This is a genomic window from Desulfobulbus oligotrophicus, assembly GCF_016446285.1.
Classification (GTDB): Bacteria; Desulfobacterota; Desulfobulbia; order Desulfobulbales; family Desulfobulbaceae; genus Desulfobulbus; species Desulfobulbus oligotrophicus.
Map to the genome: position 1 here is coordinate 3,025,782 of NZ_CP054140.1, position 26,354 is coordinate 3,052,135.

The window sequence follows — 26,354 nt, forward strand, 5'->3', positions numbered from 1 at the left end:
ACACACTCCTTATACAAAGACAAAAAAAGCAGTGCCAGGGGCAACCACTTTCAACAGTTGGAGAATAAGATGTATAAAAATACTGTTACGATACGCTGTCCGCCGGTTTACTCAACAACGTTAACAACCGGTCATGGATACCGTCAAACCCACCGTTGGAAAGGATAACGACTATGTCACCGGCCATACAATCTGTAACAAGTGCCGTCAGGATGGCATCCGTATCGGCGTAGGCCCGGGCAGGTAGACCCTGTGCGGCCAGATCCGCCGCAAGCCTGGCTGATGAAAACTGCTCTTCCAAGGAGAGGGTATCCAGAGGCACGTGCTCACGAATCAACACGCGATCAGCAGCAGAAAACACACCGGCATACTCCTTTTGAAACACGGCCCGCCGGCTGGTATTGGTGCGCGGCTCAAACACGACCACCAACCGGTTGTCCGGCCAGGCCAGGCGCAGGGCCTGCAGCGTCTCCCGGACCGCGGTCGGATGGTGAGCAAAATCATCAACAACTGTGATCCCACCTACCTGCCCCCGGATCTGTTGGCGGCGTTTCACCCCTTCAAAAGACGCCAGCCCGGAAAAAATCGCCTCAACAGAAAAACCAAGATGGTTGAGCAGGGCAATGACGGCCAGGGCATTCAGGCAGTTGTGCAATCCCGGCATGGGCAGGCGGCAGCGCCCCACAAACTGCCCTTTATGATACACTGAAAACGTGCTGGTCAGGCCCTCCATCTGCAGATCAGACACACGCCAGTGACAATGCCGTCCTGTTCCATAGCTGATCACCGGACAACGGGCATTGTTGCGGGCCAGCTCCGCCACCACCGGATCATCAAAGTTTGCCACCAGCACCCCTTTGCCGGGAAGACGGCCGATAAATTTGGAAAAAGAGGCCTGCACCGCGTCAAAATCAGCAAAGATGTCGGCATGATCAAACTCCACTGAGGTGAGAATAGCGCACTCTGCCTGATAATGGTGGAACTTCGACACCTTGTTAAAAAAGGCGGTGTCGTACTCATCCCCTTCAACCACAAAGAACCGGCCGTCACTGAGATGGAAGTTACGGCCAAAGGCTTCAACCAGACCACCGATCATAAACCCGGGAGTAGCACCCAGACGATGCAACGTTGTCGCCAGCATGGAAGAGGTGGTTGTTTTACCATGGGTACCGGCTACCACAAGCGAACGCTTACCGGTAAGAAAGAAATGCGCCAGGGCCTGGGGCATGGACAGATATGGCAGGCCCAGCCGGGAAAGCTCCACAGCCTCGGGGTTGGTGACCCGCACCACATTACCGACAATCACCAGATCAGTGCGCGCAGTGAGATGAGCAGCAGCATAGCCCTGCATCACCGGAATACCCAGATCAGCCAGAAAATCAGACATCGGTGGATACACATTCTGATCCGAACCGGTGATCGCATATCCCTTTTCCTGCAGCATACCGGCAAGAGCGGCCATACCGGTGCCGCAGATACCGATCAGGTGGATACGCCGCACATCGGCCGGCGCCCTGTTCAGAGACGGATCAAGCAGTGTGTTGCTCATTTGGAACGTACCGTCTGCTCGATAGCCTTATACACCCGATCAAAGGTGTCCGCAAAGGAGGCCGGAGTCAGACGGCCGACTTCAATGAACTTGACGACAATCTCTTTGGTGACTTTGAAAATCGCCTCCTGGCTGACCTCTTGCCGGCCGGTTGCCCGGCTTTTGTCTTCTTCACCCATGACTGTTCTCTTTGAGTACCTGCAAAAAACCCCTGTTACAGGAAGAAGGCCAATTCTTTACCGATTGTAACAGGGGCAACCACCCTCACACGAAAAAAACCTCATCAGCATTTCCCGGGAGCCCGTGGTTTCTTCTCCGGAACACAGCGGCCTTTTCCACGCTCTCCATCAATTTTTTTCCAGAATCTGATAATCGATGGCCTCTCCATAGGCGAGCAGTTCTTCTTTTGTTGCCGGCCTGCCCTTCACGGTGACCACAAAACGGGAAGCGACCACCACGAAAAGTTCTCCGCTTTTCTTCTCGTTATCATACTTGAGAACAGCACGCTGCCCTTTAACGGTCTCCAGCTTACCGCCGCCGGCACCGGCAAACATCGGACTGTTCAACATCATCAGCACCGATTGCAACACCGGTGAGTCGGAGACGATTTCAATGGCAACTGTGGACGTCTCTTTTTGATATTCACGACTGACCGTCACCCCGCCGCCGAGGATGGCTGCCCCCAATGCCTGAGCACTGGCCTCTTTCCCCTGCCAACCGGACAACGGTTCCGGCAGCATGGCCTTCATGCGCTCACTTTTCTGCTGCCGGACAAGCTGCGCCGCATAATCAAGGTTTGCGGCTGCTGCTGTATAATCACCGCTTGCATACTGTCGGGTTGCCTCTTTAATCGTGTCCAGTACATTATCCTCCGAGCGCACCGGTAGCGCACCGAGACAGACGGCCAATGACAACACAAAAAAGAGGAGAGAGTACTGAGACACAGGAACCCCTGCAATGAATCGGAAAAAAAGTCAGCTCTCTGATACCAAGAGGCCTAAGAGGTGTCAAGTAAAGATCAGAAGGAGACCGTACGGTTCTTTCCTGATGGGAAAAACCTTGAAAATCTCTGATCCTCACAAGATCTCCTGAAAGCCCGGCCCGGACATCCGGGTTGCATAACATCTTGTATCCACCCATTACTATGCTGACCATTTTTTCGCCATTGCGCAGGCAACAGATCAGGGTATACTTTTCAGATACCCTGCCCTTCATCAACCAAACCACGTTTATCAAGAGGACGTATGGCGCAAGAAATAGAACGTAAATTTCTTCTTAAGAATGCACAGTGGCGGGGGCTGGCAGAGGGTGTTGTCTACCGTCAGGGATACCTCTGCGCAAGTCCTGAGCGAACAGTGCGGGTGCGCATTGTCGGTGATCAGGGATACCTGACAGTCAAAGGAGCCACCCTTGGGATGGTGCGCAGTGAGTACGAGTACACCATCCCTCTCGCAGATGCCCGGGAGATGCTCGATACCCTCTGCCCGCAACCGCAGATCGAAAAAAAACGCTACACCATCCCCTACCATGGCTGTATCTGGGAGGTTGACGAGTTTTCCGGCTTAAACCAGGGCCTGGTTGTTGCTGAAATCGAACTGACAAGTGAAGACCAGCCCTTTGACCGCCCCGAGTGGATCGGCCGGGAGGTGACGGGAGAGATGCGGTACTACAACGCCGCCCTCTGTATCACGCCGTACACCACCTGGAAACCAGAGTCCTGAAACCCGTCAAGCAGCACAGGTGCTAGGAAGAGATGTCGGCTGTTTTGGATGCGACCTCACTGTTTTTCACACCCTGCAGGCTGTTGAGAAGGTCCATCGGAACCGGAAAGACCAGAGTCGAACTCTTGTCACCAGCCACCTGGGTCAGCGTTTGCAAATATCGCAGCTGCATGGATGCCGGTTCTTTGGACAGCATCTCAGCTGCCTCACGCAGGGTTTGTGCCGCCTGTTTCTCACCTTCGGCATGGATGATTTTAGCGCGGCGTTCACGTTCGGCTTCAGCCTGCTGGGCAATGGCACGAATCATGCTTTCATTCAGATCAATGTGTTTGATCTCAACGTTGATCACCTTGATTCCCCACGAGTCGGTCTGGGCATCAAGAATCTGCTGAACAGCAAAATTGAGCCGCTCCCGTTCACTCAACATCTCATCCAGCTCATGTTTGCCAAGAACCGCCCGCAGCGTTGTCTGCGCCAGTTGACTGGTGGCAACGAGAAAGTTCTCCACCTGAATAATTGCCTTTTCCGGGTCAATCACACGAAAGAAGACAATGGCATTCACCTTCACAGAGACGTTGTCTTTAGAAATCACGTCCTGAGACGGTACATCCATGGTCACCACCCGCAGGTCCACTTTGACGATCTGCTGAAGACCGGGAATGACGATCACCAGCCCGGGCCCTTTTACCTTCCAGAAACGGCCCAGCAGAAAGATGACTCCCCGCTCGTACTCCCGCAAAATCTTGATCGATGCAAAGACAAGCACAACCAGTGCGATCAATAAAGGAGCAAGACTGAACTGCATATTGAATACCATATAAAATCCTCCGGAACTGTTTAAGAATCGGTCACGGGTATCACCTCAACGGTCAACCCATCCAGGCGCACGACCCGCACCCTGGCACCCGGTGCAAGTGAATGCTCTGAACGGGCGAGCCAGCGTTCTCCATGCACATATACCCACCACTGGCCGTTGTCCCCCTGCCCAACAACCGTGGCCAGGGATCCGACCATCCCTTCACGGCCGCTGACCACCGGCCTCTGGACGCTGCGAACAGCAAAGCCACCAATGGCAAGCAACACGGCAGCACTGACAATGGCCAGACCAACAATCAAAGTCAGTGGTATGCCAAAGCCCGGTGCCTCTGTGTCCATCAAAAACAGGCCGCCAACAATAAAGGCAATGCAACCGCCGATACCCAGTACACCAAAACTCGGCATAAAGACCTCGGCAACCATCATCGCGAAACCGATACCCACCAGAAGCACGCCTGCCCAATTAACCGGCAACAGCTGAAAAGCGTACAGGGCCATCAGCAGACAGATGGCGCCTGCCACGCCGGGAACCCCGAATCCCGGTGAGGTGAACTCAAAGAACAGGCCATAGACGCCGATCATCATCAAAATCAGGGCCACCTGCGGATTCGTCATGACAGCAAGCACCTGGGTACGCCAATCAGGATCAAACCGCTCAACTGTGGCCTGAGCAGTGCTCAGCACCTTCTTGTCCGGAGTTGTCCCGATCTCTTGCCCGTCAAGTTGCCGAAGCAGATCCGGCAGATCAACAGCAACATAGTCAATCACTTTCCGAGCCAGGGCTTCTTCTGCAGACAGACTGTCGGCCTCGCGCACTGCGGCCACGGCAAAGTCGACGTTACGGCCACGCAACTGTGCCAGGCTGCGGATATAGGCGGTGGCATCTTCAATCGATTTTGCAGCCATGGCATCGCCATCTGACTTGGGCATGGTTTTTCCATCTTCAGCAGACTGGTCGGTTGCAGACGGTGCCTTGCCACCGGGCTTTTTAATGATGGAGTCTGCCGGTTCCTGCGCTGGTTGTGGACTTGAAGGGTTGGGTGCGGCATCGGGCTTTTTCGGCTGCGGACCGCCGATGCCGATGGCCACCGGTGTGGCTGCTCCGATGTTGGTGGCCGGTGCCATGGCGGCAATATGACTGGCATACAGGATATAGGTACCGGCACTGGCTGCACGTGCTCCCTTAGGTGCAACATACGTTGCAACAGGGATCGGCGAGGCAAGAATATCTTTGATAATGGTCCGCATTGAGGTATCAAGACCTCCCGGGGTATCCATTTCAAGCACCACCAGGACCGCCTGGGAATCGACTGCTCTCTTCAGGCCTCTGTGGATATAATCAACCGTTGCCGGACCAATGGCCCCTTCAACCCGCAACACCATAACCGTATCTTGTGATGCGGCTGCCGGTCCGGGCAATGCACACAACAGCACACTCAACACAGCTCCGACCACGTACCATAACCAGGTCCGGGCCCGGCTCTGTCGACAGCAACGCCCATCAGTAAAGGTCAAAACGCGCATAACGTTTACCCCATAAGCCTTTTCTTACCTGGATTACCAGATTGGCCAAAAACTCGTCTGCAGTGGAAAAACTGCAGGAGCTCATCGTTTATGCCGCACTTAAACAGCCTGTGTATCGACTATAAATTAAACGGATGGAAAGTCAACGAGACACGGTCATTGCCACAGTCCCGGCAATGCTTCAGAGCACACCCATTTTTAACAAAATCCGGTAGCGTTCCTCCACCAGGTGAAACTATCTGGTGGCGGGTTTACTCTTCCGGCCACTCCGCTCCCGGAACAGCAATCGAACCGGCACACTGTCCAAACCCAGGCCGTCACGAAAATAGTTGGTTAAATACCGCTGGTACGAAAAATGGATACCCTTGGGAGCATTGGCCACCACAGCAAACAACGGCGGTGCAGTCCCCAGTTGGGCTGTATAGTAAAATTTGAGCCGACGACCACGGTACATGGGCGGTTGATGTCGCTCCACAGCCTCGGCCAGCAGGCGATTGAGAACAGCGGTGGGAAAACGTCGGTGAAATTGACGGTATACCTTGCCTATCTCCGGAAAAAGACGCCTGATGCCAAGACCGGTTAAGGCGGAAACCTTGAACACCGGGGCAAATGGTACAAAGGTGACTGCACTGCGTACAGCCTCCAGCACCTGTTCCTGACGCCGCCTGTCGTTTTGGATCAGATCCCACTTGTTGATGAGAATAATCAGAGCTCGCCCCTGATCCTGAGTATAACCGATCACCTTGGTGTCCTGCTCGGTTACCCCTTCCTCCGCGTCAATAAGGACCAGGGCGACATCGCATCGCCCCAGAGCCTTCAGGGCCTTGAGCACGGAAAACTTCTCCAGCTTATCCGTAGTCTTGCCTTTACGGCGAATTCCGGCGGTATCGATCAACAGATAGGTGTAGGGATCTCTGGTCACCAGCGTATCAACCGCGTCACGGGTCGTGCCGGCAAGATCTGTAACCACCATCCGCTCCTGACCGATAATGGCGTTGATCATCGAGGATTTGCCCACATTGGGCCGGCCGAGAAAAGCGAGCCGCATGGTCTCTGCCGGTAAGTGGTCTTTGACTTCTGACTGCTCCAGACAGGGTAAGACACCGGCCATCAGCGTGTTCAGACCATACCCATGATCAGCGGAAAGCGCCCACAGAGGTTCAACGCCAAGTTCCCAGAAAGGCGTCAGTAACCCGGCCTCAATTTCTGGACTGTCTATCTTGTTGACAATGAAAAAGACATTTTTTTCGGTACGCCGCAGCAGGGCAACGATTTCAACGTCACTGGGCGTCAACCCTTCACGGCCGTCCATGAGAAAAAAGATGATGTCCGCCTCCTCAATAGCAAGCATGGCCTGATGGCGGATGTGATTGGTGATGGTATCATCCTCGTCATCGATACCACCGGTGTCGACCAGGATAAACGGGTGGTCCTCCCAGACAACCCTTGCATAGTGGCGGTCGCGTGTGACACCGGGCGTCGGATCGACCAGAGCGTCGCGCCGCCGGGAAAGCCGGTTGAACAGAGTGGACTTACCCACATTGGGCCGGCCGATAAGGGCAACCAGGGTGGCATCTTTCATCATCATAATCGTTTGCTAAGCTCCTGGTGACATTGACCGGCAAGAGAGTTCAGCACAACATAGCTTGCCGCCTCAGGTTTCGCAAGAAGGCGTCGCAATGAAAAGAGGGCGGGTTGTAAAAACTGGGTGAAGAACGGCTTCTGCCGGACCTGACTGAGAAAGGCAAAGGCACCGAGTATCTGAAGATTGCGCTGCAGTGCCAAAAAGACATATTCACGACGAAACTGCTGCGGATCGTAGACCATATAATCCCGGAGAACGTGAAGATAGACGTCAAGCAGATGTTCCTGCAGAGTTTCCGGCAACGCAGCATACGGGTCGAGCAGAAGGGAGGCGAGATCATAGGCCAGCGGACCCAGGCGACCTCCCTGAAAATCAATGAAGCGAATGTTCCCGCCGGTCAGCATGATGTTACGGCACTGAAAGTCCCGGTGAAGAAAGAAGCGGGCCGGCGCCTGAGCCGCCTGATCGGCAAGATGAGTGCATTCCATTGTCACAGCCTCATGATCATACTGCATGCCGAGAAAGTCAGTGCAGCAGGCCTGTAAAAAATACCCCGACTCCCGTTCCCGCATCAACCTTTGATCATAACAAGGTGTGTCCCAGCACCAGTCCGGGTCAAATCCCTCTGCACCGCATACCTGCATGTGCACCAGTTCGCGGATCACCGCCTCATAATACGGTAAGGCCGACTTCAGTCCCCTGGTTGTCACCACTTCAAACAGTCGCTGCCTGCCCAGATCTTCACAGCAGACCAAACCGCTGTCAGCATCAAAACCAAGGACCTTTGGCACTGGAACCATGGTCTGATGCAGGTGACGACCGATTCGGTCAAAAGATCGGGCTTCAGCATGGCCGTGCCCGTCTCCTTCCGGTGGCAGAATTGCTATGACCGGTTGTTCTCCCGGCGCCTGCAACTGAAAAAAACGACGCGAAGAACCATCCGGCACCAGGACTGTGACCTGAATCCCGGACGGCTGCGATACCATTGCCGACCATCCCAGTAGATGTGCGACTCGAGAAATAAGCTCTGCCCTATCCATTGTTCAATCCCGCTTTTTCCGTTGGCTGCATGTCTGCTCCGTATCCGGTGACAATTGACTGTGTATGGATCGAGCCCGGCTTCACCTCAGCGCCGTCCCAAACCACACAGCAGCTCAGCTGGGCCCGATCACCGATCGTTGCCCCGGAACCGATGCACCCCCAGCCCTGCAGTACAACCTGCGAGCCGATATGAGCAGCAGGATCGATCAGCCATGTACACTTCCCTTTTTCAGTCAGCAGTTCCGCGTGCAGTTGCAGATAATCTGCAGGCGTACCTATATCGCGCCACAGTGAACCGTCAACGCGACAGTAGCCGATCTGCCCTTCCCGGGCCAAGACACGGTAAAGATCGATGATATGAAAAAAGCCGTGATCAGGAATTTGGGCTATGGTTTTCGGCTCAACCACATGGATACCGGTAAAGGCAAGGCTGTCGGCACTGCTGCTCCCAAAGCCCGCGACACGGTCACCCTGTACATCCACAGTATTGAAACGGGGACAGGCATGCAGGGCAAGGGTGATCTTATTTTTTGACAACAGATGATGTTGGTAGACCTGAGGCAGATCGACCTGATGGTACAGATCTCCGTTCATCACCAAAATCGGCTCATCAGTCAACCGGGCCAATGCCCTGCGCAGGCTGCCACCGGTACCGAGGATCTCAGGTTCGAACTGATATAAAACGCCGGGCCACGAACTCGCAACTGCCTCAATCTGGGCTGCCAGGTGATGGCTGTTGACCACTATCCGGTTACAGCCGCACTGCTGCAGCTGTGCCAGCAACAGCTCCAGCAGCGGCCGGTTAAGGACCGGAAACAACGGTTTAGGTCGGATATCTGTATATGGCCGCAAACGGGTACCATACCCGGCGGCAAGAATGATCGCCTGCATGTGGTGCGATTGGTCTTGACTTGTATCGGAATCTGCTCTAAAAAAATCGTCTTCAGAGAATGGGCATACGGTCAGTTTTCGCTCGGCGCCAATGCCCTGACAACAGCGTCAACAGATCTGACCTTGTACTGTTTCCCACTCCTCCTTGCAAGCCTCTGAGCAGGAAAAAACATGATTACTCTTCTCGATTATGGTGCCGGCAATGTTCGTTCAGTCATCAATGCCATCGAACATCTCGGTGAAACTGTTTCCCTGGTAACCAACGCCGCCGATATTGAACAGGCTGAACGGCTGGTGTTTCCCGGTGTCGGCAACTTCGGCATGCTGATGCACAGCCTGCGGGAAAACGGCCTGCGTGAACCGCTGATCCGCTATCTGCACTCAGGCAAGCCATTTTTCGGCATCTGTGTTGCTCTCCAGGCGCTTTTTGAATCGAGTGAAGAGGTTCCGGAAGAACCCGGGTTGGGCATCCTGCCCGGCCGGGTACAGCGTTTCACCTGTGATCTTGCCGTTCCACACATCGGCTGGAACGGGATTAAGGCGCAGCAGGGATCACCACTTTTCAAGGGGCTTCATGGCTACGAAAAGTTCTACTTTATCCACTCCTTCCATGTTGTTCCAGCAACAACCGAAGCAATCCTGACCACAACCGACTATGGCTACGAATTTGTCAGCGCCATCCAGAAAGGGGCCATGGTTGCCACGCAGTTCCATCCTGAAAAAAGCGGCCGGGCAGGACTCAAGCTGCTGGAGAACTTCCTTGCCGGCACCCGGGAAACGGTCCACCTCACAGCCTGCCCGTCAACCACTGTCCTGGCCAAGCGGATCATTGCCTGTCTTGACGTTCGTGCGAATGATCAGGGCGACCTGGTGGTCACCAAAGGCGACCAGTACGAGGTCCGTGAGCAGGGGGCTGTCCGTAACCTTGGCAAGCCTGTGGAGCTGGCCGGTGAATATTATCAGCAGGGGGCTGACGAGATCGCCTTTCTCAACATTACCGCCTACCGTGATCTGCCGCTCAAAGACATGCCCATGTTCGAAGTGTTGCAGCAGACGTCCCAGCATGTTTTTGCGCCCCTGACCATCGGCGGCGGCATCCGTGACTTCACTGATCCGGACGGTCGCCTGTACAGCGCCCTGGAGATGGCATCCCAGTACTTCCGCGCCGGTGCTGATAAAATCTCCATAGGTTCAGACGCGGTACTAATCGTTGAGGATGTTCTCAGGACCGGTCACCCCACCGGTTTCAGCTCAATCGAGCAAATTTCCCGGGTGTATGGAAGCCAGGCTGTTGTTATCTCCATTGACCCGCGCCGAGTGTATGTCAACAGCCCGGATGCTGTTGCACATCAGGTGATTTCCACCCGATACCCCGGTCCGAACGGGGAACGATTCTGCTGGTACGAGTGTACCATCAGGGGGGGCCGCGAAGGTCGTCCGGTGGATGCCGTCACCCTGGCTCAGGTCTGTGAACAGTTGGGTGCCGGAGAGATCCTGCTCAACTGCATTGACAGAGACGGCACCAATGCAGGTTTCGACCTGGAGCTGATCAATGCCGTTTGTTCAGCAGTGACCATTCCGGTGATTGCCTCCAGTGGTGCCGGCAAGGTCGAACATTTTGGTGAGGTCTTCACCCAGACCGGTGCTGAGGCCGCCCTGGCCGCCGGTATATTCCACCGCAGGGAGGTGCCCATCGGTGCGGTTAAAAAATATTTACAGGGTAAGGTGGAGATCAGGCCGGTTGATGATGTCGACCCGATAACAACTCCCTGAAAGGGGGGCTGTTTGCTGGTGGCCGGGAACGAATTGGACGCTACCCACTGAACATGGCACGGTGCCGGGCAGAGGCTGCTTAAAAAAATACGGTCAACACAACAGACCGGGCCTGCCCTGCTCTTATCCCAACAGGGCTGTGATAAAGGGCCCGACTGCAGCAACGCCCCGGCTATCCACCAGCTGAATGGTGGCAGTCCCGATCACCGCCATGTCCGCCTTACCGGTCAACAGCAGTATGTCCTGTTGACTGGTGATGCCGAAACCGACCGCCAGCGGCAGATCAGTGGCCTGCCGACATCTGTCCAGATACTGATCAAGCGTATCATCAAACATGGTCTGTCGTCCGGTCACGCCTCTTCTGGCCACGCAGTAAATAAAACCATCTCCACATCCGGCGACGGTCCGCATCCGGTCGTCACTGGAGGTCGGAGTAAAAAACTGGATGGCCGACAATCCCAAACGTTTACTGGTGCTCAGGTACGTTTTCCCTTCTTCCGGCGGCAAATCGGCAATAATGGTTCCACGCAACCCTATGCTTTCCGTTCGGGCCAGAAAGGCGTCCTCACCGTACTTGAACATGATATTGTAGTACGTCATAAAGAGGAAGTGTACCCCGGGGAAAGCAGCCGCCATCTCCCGGGCGAACTGAAAGCACTGCTCCACAGTTATACCGCTGTCCAGACTATGCTGATTCGCCTTTAAAATGACCGGTCCATCGGCGATGGGCTCGGAAAAGGGAATCTGCAGTTCAATGCAATCAACACCACTGGCCGCCATCTGCCCGATCACCTCACGGTTAACAGCCAGTGACGGGTAGCCAAGAACCAGATGGGTCATCAGCAAAATCCGCTTCTGTTGACGCCGTCTTTGTAAATCCTCCTGCAAACTCATACCACAGCCCCTTCCTGTTCCGAACTCATCTGTACGTTTCCGCCCGTGCAACAATAAACGACTTCCACGAAGGGTCGTCAAAGGCATGGGCAATGGTGAAGATATCTTTATCGCCGCGGCCTGACATGTTGATGATAACGGCCTGATCACTCGACATGGAGGGCACCTCCTTAAATGCCTGAACAAAGGCATGGGCCGATTCCATGGCAGGAATAATGCCCTCGGTACGCATGGTCAGGCTGAGCGCCTCAATAACCTCCTTATCCGTGGCAGCTGCAAAACGTACCCTTCCCTGCTCACCAAGGTCGGCCAGGATCGGAGAGATACCGACATAATCCAGACCGGCAGCAATGGAATGTGTGTCAAGCATCTGGCCCTCTCCGGTCTGCAGAAACATACTCTTGTATCCCTGGGCCACACCAGGAGTAGCGCCACTGCCTGCAATCATACGTGAGGCATGCTGACCGGTTTCGATACCGTGTCCGCCCGCTTCCACGCCAACGAGTTCCACTTCGGACTCCCCGATAAACCCCTGAAAGATACCAAGTGCATTGGAACCGCCGCCGACACAGGCATACACCCGATCCGGCAGACGACCATGCTGGGCCAGGATCTGCTGCCGCGCCTCCTGACCGATGATCGATTGAAACCAGGCCACCATCTCAGGAAAAGGATGCGGCCCGCACACTGTCCCTATAACGTAATGGGTCTCATCCATGGAGGCGACCCAGTCACGAAAGGCCTCATTCATTGCGTCTTTAAGCGTGCGACTGCCGTTGGTGACCGGCACCACGGTGGCTCCGAGTTTTTCCATCCAGAACACATTGGGCCGCTGCCGAGCCACATCCTCTTCGCCCATATACACTGTGCAGTCAAAGCCAAATCGTGCAGCCATGGTGGCGGTGGCCATACCGTGCTGTCCGGCACCGGTTTCAGCGATCACCCGTTTTTTTCCCATGCGCCTGACCAGAAGCCCCTGGCCCATGACATTGTTCACCTTATGAGCCCCGGTGTGATTCAGGTCTTCACGTTTAATGTATATCCTGGCTCCACCAAAATGCCGGCTTAAATTTTCCGCATAGGTCAGAGGCGTTGGCCGACAGGAGTAGTTGCTCATCAACTGGACATACTCCTGCCAAAATGAACCATCTGCACGGGCAGACTCATAGGCTTGAATCAAATCGGCAAAGGTCGCGTGCAGCACCTCCGGAATAAATGCTCCACCCCACTGACCGTAGTATCCTTTCTTCATAATGGTTGCATCAGTCAAAATAATGTAATGGTGTTGTCAGCAACGACACATCGCCGACCAACGGTCACAGATGTAGCACGTCGATCCACATTCTTCAGTCTTTTTCTACATCGTTTTTCAATTTCTCCCTGTTGCCGAACTGTTCTCGACAGGCCCGCGCAAAATCTTCCGGATAATGGCCAAGGATAAACCGTGCCTGCGCTTCACTGAATGCTCCCATTGACCACGGTAATTTGGGAAGAAAAGCATACAGCAGTCGTTGCCCGTTGTGCAGACCGATGCGCTTGGAATACTCGATCGAGCTCACCATGGTGGCGCCAAGACCTGCCAGCACCTGCTGGGCTTTCAGAATGCCTGTATCAAGCGAGCGGCGCACCGGAGTGCCAGCTTCGATGACATTGCCGATGGCTCCCGACTCACCGTCGGCAGTGACCATAAGTTGCAGTTCCCACTGTGACACCTGGGCCTTGGGGACAAACAGCAGGACATTTTCATCCTGCCAGACAACCAGTGACCGCTCTCCCGGCTGACCGTCGGTACGTGTGTTTTCAGCAAGGCAGTGCAGGTAATCGGTAAAAAAGTCTGACTGGTGCGACTCTCTATACTGCTTGATCACGTCAGCGACCATGTCTCCACAGGAAAAAGAGGCCAGCAGCTCACCATCCACCCCTGTCACCGTTTCCGGCACAACAGCGTACTGCTGGTGTATCATCTGATGTGAGGCATGTAACCGATATCCTGATCCGGAAAAATCATAACCGAAATTCCACCCCCAGAGAGTTGCCGGCAGCCGGGAAACACCCTCTCTGTTTGCCACCACGCTTACAATTTTCCGGCGTAGATCTTCCAGTTCTTCAGCAGACAGCGCCCTCTGACGAACGGCATGCCCAACCCCCAGGGACTGGGCAACAACCGTATATATTCGCTGATAGTAAAGATGGCGCACTCCCTCCATATCAGCGGCAGACAGGTCAGCAATCCGATAACGGATGGCTGTATGGGCAAAGTTGGCGGCATAATGTCCCCACGGGATATACGAGTTACTGCGCAGGTACTCAAACACCTCGGTTGTATCCTGCTGAAAATCACCAACAATTTCGCTGCCTCCCTGTACACCGGGCCGCAGGACCATAACTGTCTTGTACACGTCCGGCAGATGCGGGTTATTGGCAATGGTCTCAAACAGTTCAAAATCATCGATATCTGCATGGAACCGACCGCTGCGTTCCACATACTGCAGGCCTGTCGGAACACCGTTGTCGTTGAACTGGAAGCGGCAGCAGGATTTTGCCAGCCACATCAGCTCTTCGGGGTCGGTCGATGTCTGTGCCAGGGTATACGAAAGAGAGCGCGGCAACTCCTGCAATATCGCCTGTGCGGCGGCAGGAGAACAGTGTCTGCCCAGCAGTGCCCTGAACGATGGCATGGCCGAATGATAAATACCGATCATACCGGGATCAACCCTTCTGGCATCCGCCCAGCCGGAATCGATATAACTGCACCCTCGAAAGGGTAAGGCATTCCGGATTTCATAAATTGCCCGAGCTGCAGTGACAGCAACATCACCGGCCGGGAAATTAACGGTATTCGGTATCGGACTACCGTCAGGACCAATACCCAGGTCAGAGATATAAGTTCGTTCACGTAAATTCGTGACGCAATACGACGGCTTATGACAACCGACCAGAAACCGGCCGGTCGGCGTAACAGATGTCAACAACATGGCTTCTCATATTTCAAAATATTCTTTCTTAAACAAAACGGATGAGGTGCGATACAGGAAGATTCGCTTGTATCCTTTTGGGGGCTCATGCATAATACCAACAGCCGCAAACGGCAACCAGCCTTTAAGCGGATTTTGTCTCTGACAAGGTGAGCTCCATGGGATTTCCTAAAATTAATTTCCGGGTCTGTGAAGTCAAACAGTGTCCGCTATACCTCTACAACGATGTTGTCCAGATTGCCGGCATCGCCATCAGCATGGAAAACAACGGAGAATCGTCACTGATCAATACAACCGCGGTCTATTTTCCACCAAGTCGGAGCAGCTGTAAAATCCTCAGCGCCGATCTGACCAGGATCATCATTGAATACGAGCGGGCCGACCAGATACCGGACTGCCTGATCTCCTGTTCAGGCTGCACAGGGTCCATCCGTCTGGAGCATTTCCGAATGCTGTCAAGAGGCAATGATAGCAGCAACCCCGACAGCCGGCTGGAAGATATTGTCCCCCTGCTGAACGATCTCCCCTTTTTCCGCAACATCGATCCAGCACATCGGCACACCGTCTTCAACTCCTTTAAAGTTCGAAATTGCGTAAAAAACGAAATCATCTTACGCAAAGGAGACCCAAATGAATCATTTTTCATAGTTGCCAGCGGCCGGGTAACGGTTTTCAACGATGCAGAAGTCCCGATTTCCACACTCAGACAAGGTGATGTGTTCGGCGAGATGAGCCTGATCTGCGATGAGAATGTGGGAGCTACCGTACAGGCGGTAAACGTCTGCCGCCTGCTGCAGACTGACCGGCAACACTTCAGGAACATGCTCCAGATGCATCCAAGCCTGCAACATTATTTTACCCGTCTGTTTGCCAAACGGCTGACAGATACCAATAAAATGCGTTCAGACGAGTACGCGTCGGGCATGATCGGCACACTTGAAGAGATATCACTGGAAGCACTTTTTCAGACACTCCACCTCAATCAAAAGACGGGGGTCCTGACAATCACCCAGCTCTCAAAGGGAATAGCCCGTTTTTCCATGCGTAAAGGTGCGCTGATCAAAGCATACTATGCAGGCAGGAAAGGAAAGACGGCCTTCCAGAGCGTGCTTCATGAAAAAAATGGACGTTTCAAATTTCAGCAGGGCTTACCGGCAGAGGATGCAGGGCTGGCGGAAATTGGAAACTTCATGAAACTGCTCATGGAAGGGTTACAGAGCCTGGACGAACATGCAACAACCGGACGGTAATAACCACGGCAGATCTCACCTGCAAATCAAAAGATACAAAACAAAAACACCGGCTCCATCTGCAACAGACCATCAGCACTCCCCAGGTACAATAACGAGCAGTCGGCACAGTCCAACAGCATGATGCAGCCGAAAACACACCACAGGATGAGCGGTAACCCGGCAAAGAACACGCGTGCATCGTGTGCAGGGGCGCTCCAGACAAAACCCCGTTTAACACGCCGGCAACGACGATAAGAATCTATAGACGTTTTTTCCTTGACAGGATGGACACTCCGCTGGTAATGAATGATTATTCAGTCGGGTGCCCTTTTTTATTTTCCAGTTGTATCAACAGGTTGTTATTATTAACTCTCATTCAGGAAAAGTAATCATGTCGTGGTTCATACAAACTTTTCGATCTTCATTGGGCAAAAAGTACATCATGGCTCTTACTGGGCTCTTGTTGGGCGGCTTCCTACTTGTCCATACAATAGGCAACAGTACGATTTTCTGGGGGAGAAGCGCGTTCAATGCCTATGCGCATCATCTGCATTCCTTGGGCGTCCTGGTTCCTATCTTTGAAATCTGTCTCTACGCCATCTTCTTCCTGCACGTCATTACCGGTATTATCCTCTGGTTGCAGAACAGAAAAGCGCGAGGCGGCAAGTACGAGATGCTGGTCAACGCCGGCGGCCGCACTATCGGCTCAAAAACCATGATTTACACGGGCGCGGCGATCTTTGTTTTTATCCTTATCCATCTGGTTAACTTTCATTTTCCGGTTAAAACTGAGACAAAAACAATCTCTGATTTTGTCACCCAGGTGCTGAACAATCCCTTTTTCACATTGATTTACGCAGCAGGTATCTCTCTTCTTTTTATCCACCTCAGCCATGGTTTTTGGTCACTGCTCCAGACCTTGGGAATCAGTCACGTGAAATACGATCAGCCACTTCGTGTCATAGCCTGGGCTTTGGCAGGGATCATGGGCGGCGTATTTTTATTGATCACCTTCCTTATGGTTATCTCTCGAAGTCAATTGCTTTGATACCACATCAATATGAGGCGAGTGAAGATCTATCCGCATGAACCGTCAGCGTAGACATGGATCTTCTCAAATAATTTTTCCTTATTCACCTATAGCAAGAAGAAACGACTATGCAGCTTGACGCAAAAATACCAGAAGGACCGATAGCCGAAAAATGGGATAAGTGCCGTTTTTCCAACAAACTCGTTAACCCTGCCAACAAACGTAAATACGAAGTTATTATTGTGGGTACCGGCCTGGCAGGCGCATCCGCAGCCGCAACTCTCGGCGAGCTTGGGTACAATGTCAAATCATTTTGCATTCAAGACAGTGCCCGGCGTGCACACTCCATCGCTGCTCAGGGTGGAATCAATGCCGCTAAAAACTACCAGGGTGACGGCGACTCTATCTTTCGTCTTTTTTATGACACCGTCAAAGGCGGTGACTTCCGTGCCCGTGAGGCAAACGTCTACCGTCTTGCCCAGGTCGCCAACAACATCATCGACCAGTGTGTAGCCCAGGGTGTTCCGTTTGCCCGTGAATATGGCGGAACACTTGCCAATCGTTCCTTTGGCGGCGCTCAGGTATCCCGTACATTTTACGCCCGTGGACAGACAGGACAGCAACTGCTGCTGGGTGCCTACTCGGCCATGATGCGGCAGGTTGGTGCCGGTAAGGTGAAAATGTATACCCGTCGGGAGATGATGGATCTGGTTGTTGTCGACGGTGTAGCCAAAGGTATCATTGTTCGTAACCTGGTCACAGGCGAGATTGAGAAATACTCGGCACATGCCGTTGTTCTGGCCACCGGTGGCTACGGGAACGTGTACTTCCTGTCGACAAACGCCATGGCCTCCAACGTCACCGCAGCCTACCGTGCCTATAAAAAAGGCGCAGGGTTTGCCAACCCGTGCTTTGTTCAGATTCACCCGACCTGTATCCCGGTTCATGGGGAATTCCAATCAAAGCTGACTCTGATGAGTGAAAGTCTCCGTAATGACGGTCGCGTCTGGGTACCGAAGGATCCTAATGAAACCCGCAAGGCCGCCGACATCCCGGAACAGGATCGTGATTACTATCTTGAGCGCAAGTATCCCTCCTTCGGCAACCTTGTTCCCCGTGACGTTGCCTCCCGCAATGCCAAACAGGCCTGCGATGAGGGTAAAGGTGTCGGTGAAACCAAACTCGGTGTGTATCTTGACTTCGCCGATGCAATCAAGCGTGACGGCCTGGACGTTATCCTTCGTAAATACGGCAACCTGTTCCATATGTACGAAAAGATCGCGGACAGCGATCCGACTAAAGAACCGATGATGATCTACCCTGCGGTTCATTACACCATGGGTGGTCTCTGGGTTGATTACAATCTGATGACAACGATTCCCGGTCTGTATGCCACCGGAGAGTGTAACTTCTCCGACCACGGTGCCAACCGGCTCGGTGCCTCAGCGCTCATGCAGGGTCTGGCGGACGGCTATTTTGTCCTGCCGTATACAATTGGCGACTACTTGGCCAATGTTGCACCAGTGCCGACCAATACTGATGATCCTGCCTTTGAAGCGGCTGCAAACGAAGTGAAAGAGCAGATCAACCGACTGATGAAAAATACCAAGAGCGGCAAAGGCGGCAAGACCGTTGACCATTACCATAAGGAACTCGGTAAGGTCATGTGGGATTACTGCGGTATGTCGCGAAACAAGGAAGGTCTGGAACTCGCTTTGACAAAAATACCGGAAATTCGTGCCGAATTCTGGGAAGATGTCATTGTTCCTGGTTCCGGCCAAGAGCTCAACCAGTCTCTGGAGCGAGCCGGCCGGGTTGCCGATTTCCTTGAGTTTGGTGAACTTCTGGTTCGAGATGCGTTACATCGTAACGAATCCTGCGGCGGCCACTTCAGAGAAGAGAGCCAGACAGAGGAAAACGAGGCTAAACGAGACGACACCAACTTCAGCTATGCAGCTGTGTGGGAATACAAGGGGCAGGGCACAGCACCGGTAATGCACAAAGAGCCACTGGTCTTTGAATATGTTATTCCTTCGCAACGCAGTTACAAGTAATGGCAATCAAGGATTCCCTTAAACAACGGATTCATTCCTGAAGCTTAAAATACAACGCAGAAGAACGGATATGTCATCGAAAACGATTAATATAATAGTAAAAATTTGGCGACAGAATGGTCCTCTGGCAAAAGGTGCTTTTGAGGAACATGCTCTCAAGGACATCAGTACTGACAGTTCATTTTTAGAGATGATTGATGTACTGAATGAGTGGTTAACCATCAAAGGATTAGAGCCCATTGCGTTTGACCATGACTGCCGCGAAGGTATCTGCGGCATGTGCGGGGCAATGGTCAACGGCATTGCACACGGACCTGATAAAGAAACAACCCTTTGTCAGCTGCATATGCGTCGGTTCAAAAATGGAGACACCATCGTTATTGAACCTTTTCGCTCCCAGGGATTTCCGATCGTTAAAGACCTTATTGTCGATCGGTCAGCCCTTGATCGCATTATCTCCGCCGGTGGGTATGTTTCTGTAAATACCGGTTCACCTCAGGACGGCAACACTATTCTTATCCCTCAGCATGTTGCTGAATTGGCCATGGACGCGGCCGCATGCATCGGTTGCGGTGCCTGTGTCGCTCAATGCCCCAACAGTGTACCAATGTTGTTTATTGGTGCCAAAGTCTCCCAGCTTGCGCTGCTGCCGCAGGGAAAATTAGAAGCGAAAAAGCGTGCCATCAACATGGTTATGCAAATGGACAAGGAAGGTTTTGGTAACTGCGGCAACGAAAGAGAGTGCGAAAACGTCTGCCCAAAAGGTATATCCATTCGCAATATCGCTCGTTTGAACAGAGAATTTCTTAAAGCCTCGTTCACGATCGATCACTGATATATCGCCTAGCAGGCCATCTCTTGTAAAAAGCTGATGCGGTCTTCCGCATCAGCTTTTTTTATGCATAAAAACAGTCAATTCCACACCACCATTATCCCCTCTCCCCCAAATCATCACTGGTTCGTCTGCATCTCTTGCAGATGAAGTTATGAAAATACCTCTACTGGTTCATTTTTCCTTGGTCAATGGTTTCTGATCGTTTAAAGTAGGCGGGTTTCCTGCTAAAAATGCCTGCGGAAAAAGTTTCTCCTCTTCTCAGGCATACCGATGAACCCATTTAACAGAAGGGGGAAGTACAATGCTGAACAAGTGGACTAAAAGGTTTGCACTGGTCGGAACTTTCACACTCATGCTGTCTGGTTTCGCTCTCGCCGATCCCATCGACATAAAATTCAGCCATGTTGTTGCCAACGACACACCAAAAGGTATGGCAGCAGATTTTTTCAAACAACGGGCTGAAGAGTTGACCAAAGGCAAGGTGAAGGTAGAAGTGTATCCAAACAGCCAACTCTACAAAGATAAAGAAGAGCTGGAGGCCTTACAGCTTGGTGCCGTCCAGATGCTGGCTCCCTCATTAGCCAAATTCGGACCACTGGGTGTTAGAGATTTTGAGGTATTTGATCTCCCGTACATCTTTAATGGGTACGAAGAACTCCATAAAGTAACCTACGGACCTGCCGGTCAGGCACTGCTCGACAAACTTGAGCCCAAAGGAATAAAAGGACTGGCCTACTGGGACAACGGATTCAAATCCTTTTCTGCCCACACCCCGATCCGTACCCCGGATGATCTGAAGGGTAAAAAACTACGTATCCAGTCCTCCAAGGTTCTGGAAGAGCAGATGCGTGCCATCAGGGCCATACCCCAGGTTATGCCTTTTTCTGAGGTGTATCACGCTCTGCAAACCGGCGTTGTCGACGGCACCGAAAACCCGATCTCCAACTTTTACACCCAAAAGATGCATGAGGTACAGCAGTATCTCTCTCTTACCGACCATGGATACCTCGGATACGCTGTTATTGTGAACAAAAAATTCTGGGACGGTCTCCCGGCTGATATCCGTGAGCAACTCGAAGTGGCCATGAAAGAAGCTACAGAATATGCCAACAAGATCGCCAAGGAAATGAATGATAAGGATCTTGAATCAGTTCGGGCTTCCGGTAAGACGACAATCATCACCCTTACCCCTGAAGAACGAAATGCGTTCCGTACTGCCATGATTCCGGTGCATGCCAAGATGGCAAATCGTATCGGTAAAGACACCATTGATTCTGTTTACAAGGCGATCGACTTCAAAAAATAGCCGCCACACGTGTATGCCTCACCCTAGGTGACAGGTACAGACCTGTCACCTATGCTTCAGATACAATAAAAGGCCGTCATATGAAATTTCTGAATCATCTTGAGGAATGGTTTGTTTCCTTTCTCATGGCCGGTGCCGTGCTGGTCATTTTCGTTGCAGTGGTCCATCGTTATGCTGCCGGGCTGCCGATCCCTGTGGTTCAGGATTGGCTGCTGACTATTAATCTTGGCTGGGCTCAGGAACTCTGCATCATCATGTTTGTCTGGATGGCAAAATTCGGTGCCGCCTACGGTGTTCGTACCGGTATCCATGTCGGTGTAGACGTGCTCGTCAACAAGCTGAATGTAAGAACCCGCGCTAAGTTCATTATCTTTGCCTTAAGTGCCGGTGCCTTTTTCACCGGCCTGGTTGCGGTACTCGGCTTTGACTTTATCTGGCATAACGGTATGCACTATGCTGTCTATAACATCTTAGGATTAAATGACGGCAGTCTGTTCGAAGGCCCGGTCACACCCGATCTCGAATGGCCGACATGGGCCGTTTACAGTGCGGTGCCACTGGGTTCTACACTGATGTGCTTTCGATTTCTTCAGGTTCTGGTGCGGTTCATCCGTACCGGCGAACTGCCACACCACGACCACAGCCATGTTGAAGGAGTCGATGAAACCATTCTGAGCCACACCCTTGATGAGGAAACAGAGGCTTCCGAAGGAGAAGGAACAGCTGTTGTCAAGACGACTCATGGAGAGGATGCAAAGGAGGCCAAGGCATGAGTGCTCTCGTTATATTCAGTATTCTACTCGCCCTGATGCTGACTGGAATGCCCATTTCAATTTCACTGGGGCTCACGGTCATGACATTCCTCTTTACCATGACCCACGTGCCTCTCCAGTCAATTGCTCTCAAACTTTTTTCCGGTATTGAAAAGTTTGAGATTATGGCCATCCCGTTTTTCATACTTGCCGGAAATTTTCTTACCCACGGAGGCGTTGCTCGGCGTATCATCAATTTCGCCACCTCGATAGTGGGCCACTTCTACGGTGGACTTGCGTTATCCGGTGTTGTCGCCTGTGCTCTCTTTGCTGCGGTTTCCGGCTCATCACCGGCTACAGTTGTAGCAATCGGTTCAATTCTTCTCCCCGGCATGGTTCAAGCCGGCTTTCCCATGCGTTTCGGAGCCGGTGTTATTGCCACATCCGGTGCACTCGGGATACTCATCCCACCTTCCATCGTCATGGTAATGTACGCCATTGCCACCAACGCCTCCATTGGCGCCCTGTTTATGGCCGGTGTTATTCCGGGTCTTATCATGGCCTTTATGCTGGGTTGCATGACCTGGTACCGTGCCCGTAAATTCAATTACCCGCGTCAGCCGAAGGCATCATGGGGAGAACGTCTTCGTACCTTTAAAGAATCGGCCTGGGGCCTGATGCTGATCATCGTGGTCATGGGTGGTATTTACTCAGGTATTTTCACCCCCACAGAGGCTGCGGCCATGAGTGCGGTATACGCCTTCTTTGTCTCAGTCTTTGTTTACAAAGATATGACACTCAAAGAGGTGCCCAAAGTCCTCCTCAGCTCGGCCAACATGTCGGCAATGTTGCTCTACATCATCACCAATGCCGTTATGTTCAGCTTTATTCTCGCAAATGAGAACATTCCCATGCAGCTCACCAGTTGGATGCTTGACAAAGGATTCGGCCCCATCGCCTTCCTGCTGGCAGTCAACTTTGTTCTCCTGATGGCCGGCAACTTCATGGAACCCTCATCGATCATGCTGATCTTCGCACCAATAGTTTTTCCGGTTGCCATGAAGCTTGGCATCGATCCGATCCATCTCGGAATACTTATGGTTGTGAACATGGAAGTCGGCATGTGCCACCCCCCGGTGGGACTGAACCTCTACGTTGCCTCCGGTTTAACGAAACTGGGTATCACCGAGCTGACCATAGCTGTCTGGCCGTGGCTGTTAACCATGCTGGTCTTTTTGGGTATGGTAACATACATACCGATCATATCGACCTGGTTGCCGACTGTACTGGGTATGATGTAGCTGAATGTTTGTTGTGCTCAATCTCTTTAGAGGTTCTGTGGCCAGCCACAGAACCTCTATTTTTTTGAAACATACTGTAAGATCCGATCTCTTCCGATGTCTCCTATCTCCGCAGAAACCTTCCTCACCACACCAGAAGCCGTTGCACAGGCACTCAACATCCCGGTTGAACCGCTGCGCGCAGTCCATGTAGTGTATCCACTTCGCATCAGCACCTATTATCTTAATCTTATACAACAGCATGGTTTGCCGCTTTGGAAACAAGCTGTACCTGACCTTTCGGAACTTACCGATACGGTTGGTTTAACCGACTCTTTAGGTGAAGAGTCCTTCAGCCCGGTACCCTGCGTCGTGCACAAGTATCCGGATCGGGCTCTTCTGCTTGTCAGTAACCAATGCGCCATGTACTGTCGTTTCTGCACGCGCAAGCGGAAGGTAGGCAAGCCTGAGATGGCAGTCGACGATGCTGCACTCACACAGGGTTTTCAGTACCTCAGCAACACCCAATGTATCTCCGACGTGTTGATCTCAGGCGGTGATCCGCTGATGCTGAACACTGCACGATTGGAATGGATCATCCGGTCTTTGCGGGCCATTCCGCATATCGTGACCATTCGCATCGGCACCAGAGTTCCGTGTACCCTGCCCTTGCGGGTTACACCAAAACTGGCCGCAATGCTCAAAAAGTATCATCCTCTTTACATAAACACCCATTTCAATCATCCGGCAGAAATCACACCGGAAGCGCAGCAGGCATGCACCTACCTCGCCGAGGCAGGTATTCCGCTCGGCTGTCAGACGGTGCTCCTGCGTGGAATAAATGACTCTCCAGCCATCATAAAAGAACTGCTCTACAGCCTCATCCGGATCAGAGTAAAACCCTACTATCTCTTTCAAGCCGACCAGGCAAAGGGGACTGCACATTTCCGAACAACAGTCGACACCGGACTGAGTATTATGCGGGAGCTTATCGGCCACGTTACCGGTATGGCTATTCCGACTTTTGCTCTGGATGCACCGGGAGGAGGAGGGAAAATACCCCTGACTCCGGAATATATAACCCATAAGGGAGATACACTCGAATTTACGAACTATAAAGGTGAGCCCTACTCCTATCCTAATTGGATTGTTTCCTGACCTTTGTTTTCTTTTTTCCAGCTTTGACGAAGAGGTAAAATTTCATATAATAATAAAGACGATTCTCATTCACACATCAACGGTCAGTCAGAATGCAGACAAATACACCGCCTCCTTCAATCGGGTCTGATACAAATAACTTGTCTCCCCAGACAGCAGCCGAGCCTCCCGTCCACACTGTTCACACCATCCTGAATTCAAAAAATCTCCCTACGCTTCCTGTTCTCGCCAGTAAACTGCTGGAACTCACTGCCTGCGAGGAGACAACGCTGGCTGAAATAGCCAATGTCATTGCCCAGGATATTGCACTGTCCACCAAAATACTGCGGGTCGCCAATTCAGCCTTTTTCGCATTCCCGCAAAAGATCTCGACGATCAGCCAGGCAGTCTCAATCCTGGGCACCAGTGCTGTTCGCAGTCTTGTCTTAAGTTTTTCATTTCTCTCCATCGGTAAAAAACAAAAACACTCTCTTTTTAATCTGGAGCAGTTTTGGGAACGCTCACTTGTCCAAGCAACTGCGGCAAAACTGATTTCCGAACAGATGAGCAATCTGGATGGTGAGGAAGCGTTTACCTTAGGCTTGCTGCAGAATATCGGGAAACTTGTACTTGCGATCACCTTGCCGTACCCCTACAATCAGGTGCTTGAACAGCTGCGAAAGCAACGCGTCCGTCCTGAAACAAATGACTCCATCGACATCATTGCCACTGAACGGGAACTTGAACTCCGATTTACAGGGATAACACATACAGAGGTTGGTTACCACGTCGCTAAAACCTGGCGGCTTCCAGAGAATCTGCTTCTTTCCATCCGGTATCACCACTGTCCTGATGACTGCGGTGAAGACGGTTCGCAACACAAACAGATTATTTATGTAGCCTACCTGGCCAATATACTCTCTTTGTTATTCTACACAGATCAGCCGGAACGGTATCATAAACTCTTCCGTCAACAGGCGAAAAAGCTGCTCGGTTTAAGTACCGTTCGTGTCAACATGGTTTTAAAAACGATTGATAAGGTCTTTGGTCAATCAGCCCATTTTTTTGGCGTAAAAATTACACCGGTTAAACCGGTAGCTGAAATCCTGCAAGAAGCAAACCTCCGGCTCAGTCTGCTCAATCTCTCCTATGAAGAGATGAATCGTGAATTGATACAATCAAAGCTGGAATTAGAGCGGTTGACAAAAGAACTGGCTCAAAAAAACCGAATGCTGGAGAATCTTGCCAATGTTGATGGCTTAACAGAAATCCACAATCATCGGTATTTTCAGAATTTTCTTGACTCGGAAATCAACCGGTCAATACGCACTGAACGACCGTTAGCCCTGCTTCTGGCTGATATTGATAATTTTAAAAATTTCAATGATACGTACGGCCACCAGACCGGAGACTTTCTTCTTAAAGAATTCGGCCGGGCCACGAAAGAGATCATACGTGAATATGATCTGATCGCGCGGTATGGCGGAGAAGAATTTGTCTATGTTTTCCCGGAAACATCTCAAGATGAAGCCATGCTGATTGCTGAAAAAATCAGAAAGCACACTGAAGAGTATATCTTTAACGATACTCTCAACACCTATCAGATAACCATAAGTATTGGTGTGGCCCATGCTTCTTTTGCTGATGGCGCGATCAATAAAAACGATCTCATTGCCATGGCCGACAACGCGCTGTATGAAGCCAAAAACTCCGGACGTAACTGCGTGGTTCTTGGTTCAACAGTATCCAAGAAAAAGAAGCGGTGGTTCACATTTCCTGGTCCGAGGTAGCAGTATCATCTTAAGTGTCCCTCACGCACCGTCACCATGGCTGTTGCTGTTCCCTGTCAATTTCTTCACCAGCCCTCTTTTTGCGCAGTATCCGCATAACGTATTATTCTGAAAAGAGAGTACACACCAGAAGGCATCCGATCAGAAAAAAAGAGCAATCTTGTGCGCT

The 26,354-nt window shown here is 52.0% G+C and carries 22 protein-coding genes; 11 read left to right on the forward strand and 11 right to left on the reverse strand.

The window, feature by feature from the left end; all coding sequences use genetic code 11:
- Positions 1-85 precede the first annotated feature (85 nt).
- The 3 genes from mpl to HP555_RS13710 all read right to left on the reverse strand — a co-directional run bounded on the left by mpl (position 86) and on the right by HP555_RS13710 (position 2,430).
- A complete protein-coding gene (gene mpl / locus HP555_RS13700; RefSeq protein WP_199263127.1) occupies positions 86-1,549 on the reverse strand; it encodes a UDP-N-acetylmuramate:L-alanyl-gamma-D-glutamyl-meso-diaminopimelate ligase in 1,464 nt (487 codons plus the stop codon).
- A complete protein-coding gene (locus tag HP555_RS13705; protein WP_199263128.1) occupies positions 1,546-1,728 on the reverse strand; it encodes a hypothetical protein in 183 nt (60 codons plus the stop codon). The genes mpl and HP555_RS13705 overlap by 4 nt, the downstream gene beginning before the upstream one ends.
- A 168-nt stretch (positions 1,729-1,896) precedes the next feature.
- Positions 1,897-2,430 (reverse strand): hypothetical protein, encoded by a 534-nt coding sequence (locus HP555_RS13710; protein WP_233249201.1) that lies wholly within the window; start codon positions 2,428-2,430, stop codon positions 1,897-1,899.
- 363 nt (positions 2,431-2,793) lie between these two features.
- Here HP555_RS13710 and HP555_RS13715 point away from each other — a divergent pair, with 363 nt between their 5' ends.
- Positions 2,794-3,270: a CYTH domain-containing protein gene (locus tag HP555_RS13715; protein ID WP_199263130.1), complete on the forward strand. Its 477-nt coding sequence runs from the start codon at positions 2,794-2,796 to the stop codon at positions 3,268-3,270.
- Between the two features lie 22 nt (positions 3,271-3,292).
- Here the strand turns inward: HP555_RS13715 and HP555_RS13720 are convergent, their stop codons facing one another.
- The 5 genes from HP555_RS13720 to HP555_RS13740 all read right to left on the reverse strand — a co-directional run bounded on the left by HP555_RS13720 (position 3,293) and on the right by HP555_RS13740 (position 9,127).
- The gene (locus HP555_RS13720) at positions 3,293-4,087 is read right to left on the reverse strand and encodes a slipin family protein (RefSeq protein ID WP_199263131.1); all 795 of its coding nucleotides are present in this window, start codon (positions 4,085-4,087) and stop codon (positions 3,293-3,295) included.
- A 20-nt stretch (positions 4,088-4,107) separates the two neighbouring features.
- Complete coding sequence (locus HP555_RS13725) at positions 4,108-5,610, reverse strand: NfeD family protein (protein WP_199263132.1); 1,503 nt, start codon at positions 5,608-5,610, stop codon at positions 4,108-4,110.
- Between the two features lie 235 nt (positions 5,611-5,845).
- Complete coding sequence (gene der, locus HP555_RS13730; RefSeq protein ID WP_199263133.1) at positions 5,846-7,198, reverse strand: ribosome biogenesis GTPase Der; 1,353 nt, start codon at positions 7,196-7,198, stop codon at positions 5,846-5,848.
- Entirely contained in the window at positions 7,195-8,181 is a 987-nt protein-coding gene (locus HP555_RS13735; protein WP_199263134.1) for an aminoglycoside phosphotransferase family protein, read from the reverse strand. Before HP555_RS13735 ends, der begins: the two co-directional genes overlap by 4 nt.
- A gap of 46 nt (positions 8,182-8,227) precedes the next feature.
- Positions 8,228-9,127 (reverse strand): sugar phosphate nucleotidyltransferase, encoded by a 900-nt coding sequence (locus tag HP555_RS13740; RefSeq protein ID WP_199263135.1) that lies wholly within the window; start codon positions 9,125-9,127, stop codon positions 8,228-8,230.
- Between the two features lie 171 nt (positions 9,128-9,298).
- On the opposite strand from HP555_RS13740, the gene hisF reads away from it, so the two are divergent.
- Positions 9,299-10,900 (forward strand): imidazole glycerol phosphate synthase subunit HisF, encoded by a 1,602-nt coding sequence (gene hisF / locus HP555_RS13745; protein WP_199263136.1) that lies wholly within the window; start codon positions 9,299-9,301, stop codon positions 10,898-10,900.
- A gap of 123 nt (positions 10,901-11,023) precedes the next feature.
- Here the strand turns inward: hisF and trpA are convergent, their stop codons facing one another.
- From trpA to HP555_RS13760, 3 genes are all read right to left on the reverse strand, one after another.
- Positions 11,024-11,794 carry a tryptophan synthase subunit alpha gene (gene trpA / locus HP555_RS13750; protein WP_199263137.1) on the reverse strand — a complete coding sequence of 257 codons (771 nt, stop codon included), beginning with the start codon at positions 11,792-11,794 and terminating at the stop codon, positions 11,024-11,026.
- Positions 11,795-11,819: 25 nt separating this feature from the next.
- A complete protein-coding gene (gene trpB, locus HP555_RS13755; protein ID WP_332908646.1) occupies positions 11,820-13,046 on the reverse strand; it encodes a tryptophan synthase subunit beta in 1,227 nt (408 codons plus the stop codon).
- A gap of 94 nt (positions 13,047-13,140) precedes the next feature.
- The gene (locus HP555_RS13760) at positions 13,141-14,769 is read right to left on the reverse strand and encodes a hypothetical protein (RefSeq protein ID WP_199263138.1); all 1,629 of its coding nucleotides are present in this window, start codon (positions 14,767-14,769) and stop codon (positions 13,141-13,143) included.
- Between the two features lie 158 nt (positions 14,770-14,927).
- On the opposite strand from HP555_RS13760, the gene HP555_RS13765 reads away from it, so the two are divergent.
- The 9 genes from HP555_RS13765 to HP555_RS13805 all read left to right on the forward strand — a co-directional run bounded on the left by HP555_RS13765 (position 14,928) and on the right by HP555_RS13805 (position 26,185).
- On the forward strand, positions 14,928-16,019 hold the full coding sequence (locus HP555_RS13765) for a cyclic nucleotide-binding domain-containing protein (protein WP_199263139.1): 1,092 nt from the start codon (positions 14,928-14,930) through the stop codon (positions 16,017-16,019).
- Positions 16,020-16,392: 373 nt separating this feature from the next.
- Positions 16,393-17,049, forward strand: a complete 657-nt coding sequence (locus HP555_RS13770) for a succinate dehydrogenase cytochrome b subunit (protein ID WP_199263140.1) — start codon at positions 16,393-16,395, stop codon at positions 17,047-17,049.
- A gap of 110 nt (positions 17,050-17,159) precedes the next feature.
- Entirely contained in the window at positions 17,160-19,085 is a 1,926-nt protein-coding gene (locus HP555_RS13775) for a fumarate reductase/succinate dehydrogenase flavoprotein subunit (RefSeq protein ID WP_199263141.1), read from the forward strand.
- Positions 19,086-19,155: 70 nt separating this feature from the next.
- Positions 19,156-19,920: a succinate dehydrogenase/fumarate reductase iron-sulfur subunit gene (locus HP555_RS13780; RefSeq protein WP_199263142.1), complete on the forward strand. Its 765-nt coding sequence runs from the start codon at positions 19,156-19,158 to the stop codon at positions 19,918-19,920.
- 301 nt (positions 19,921-20,221) lie between these two features.
- Complete coding sequence (locus HP555_RS13785; RefSeq protein ID WP_199263143.1) at positions 20,222-21,226, forward strand: TRAP transporter substrate-binding protein; 1,005 nt, start codon at positions 20,222-20,224, stop codon at positions 21,224-21,226.
- Between the two features lie 80 nt (positions 21,227-21,306).
- Positions 21,307-21,999 (forward strand): TRAP transporter small permease, encoded by a 693-nt coding sequence (locus HP555_RS13790; RefSeq protein WP_199263144.1) that lies wholly within the window; start codon positions 21,307-21,309, stop codon positions 21,997-21,999.
- The gene (locus HP555_RS13795) at positions 21,996-23,279 is read left to right on the forward strand and encodes a TRAP transporter large permease (protein ID WP_199263145.1); all 1,284 of its coding nucleotides are present in this window, start codon (positions 21,996-21,998) and stop codon (positions 23,277-23,279) included. Before HP555_RS13790 ends, HP555_RS13795 begins: the two co-directional genes overlap by 4 nt.
- Before the next feature lie 96 nt (positions 23,280-23,375).
- Positions 23,376-24,416 (forward strand): KamA family radical SAM protein, encoded by a 1,041-nt coding sequence (locus HP555_RS13800; protein WP_199263146.1) that lies wholly within the window; start codon positions 23,376-23,378, stop codon positions 24,414-24,416.
- 92 nt (positions 24,417-24,508) lie between these two features.
- Positions 24,509-26,185 (forward strand): sensor domain-containing diguanylate cyclase, encoded by a 1,677-nt coding sequence (locus HP555_RS13805; protein WP_199263147.1) that lies wholly within the window; start codon positions 24,509-24,511, stop codon positions 26,183-26,185.
- Positions 26,186-26,354: the final 169 nt, after the last annotated feature.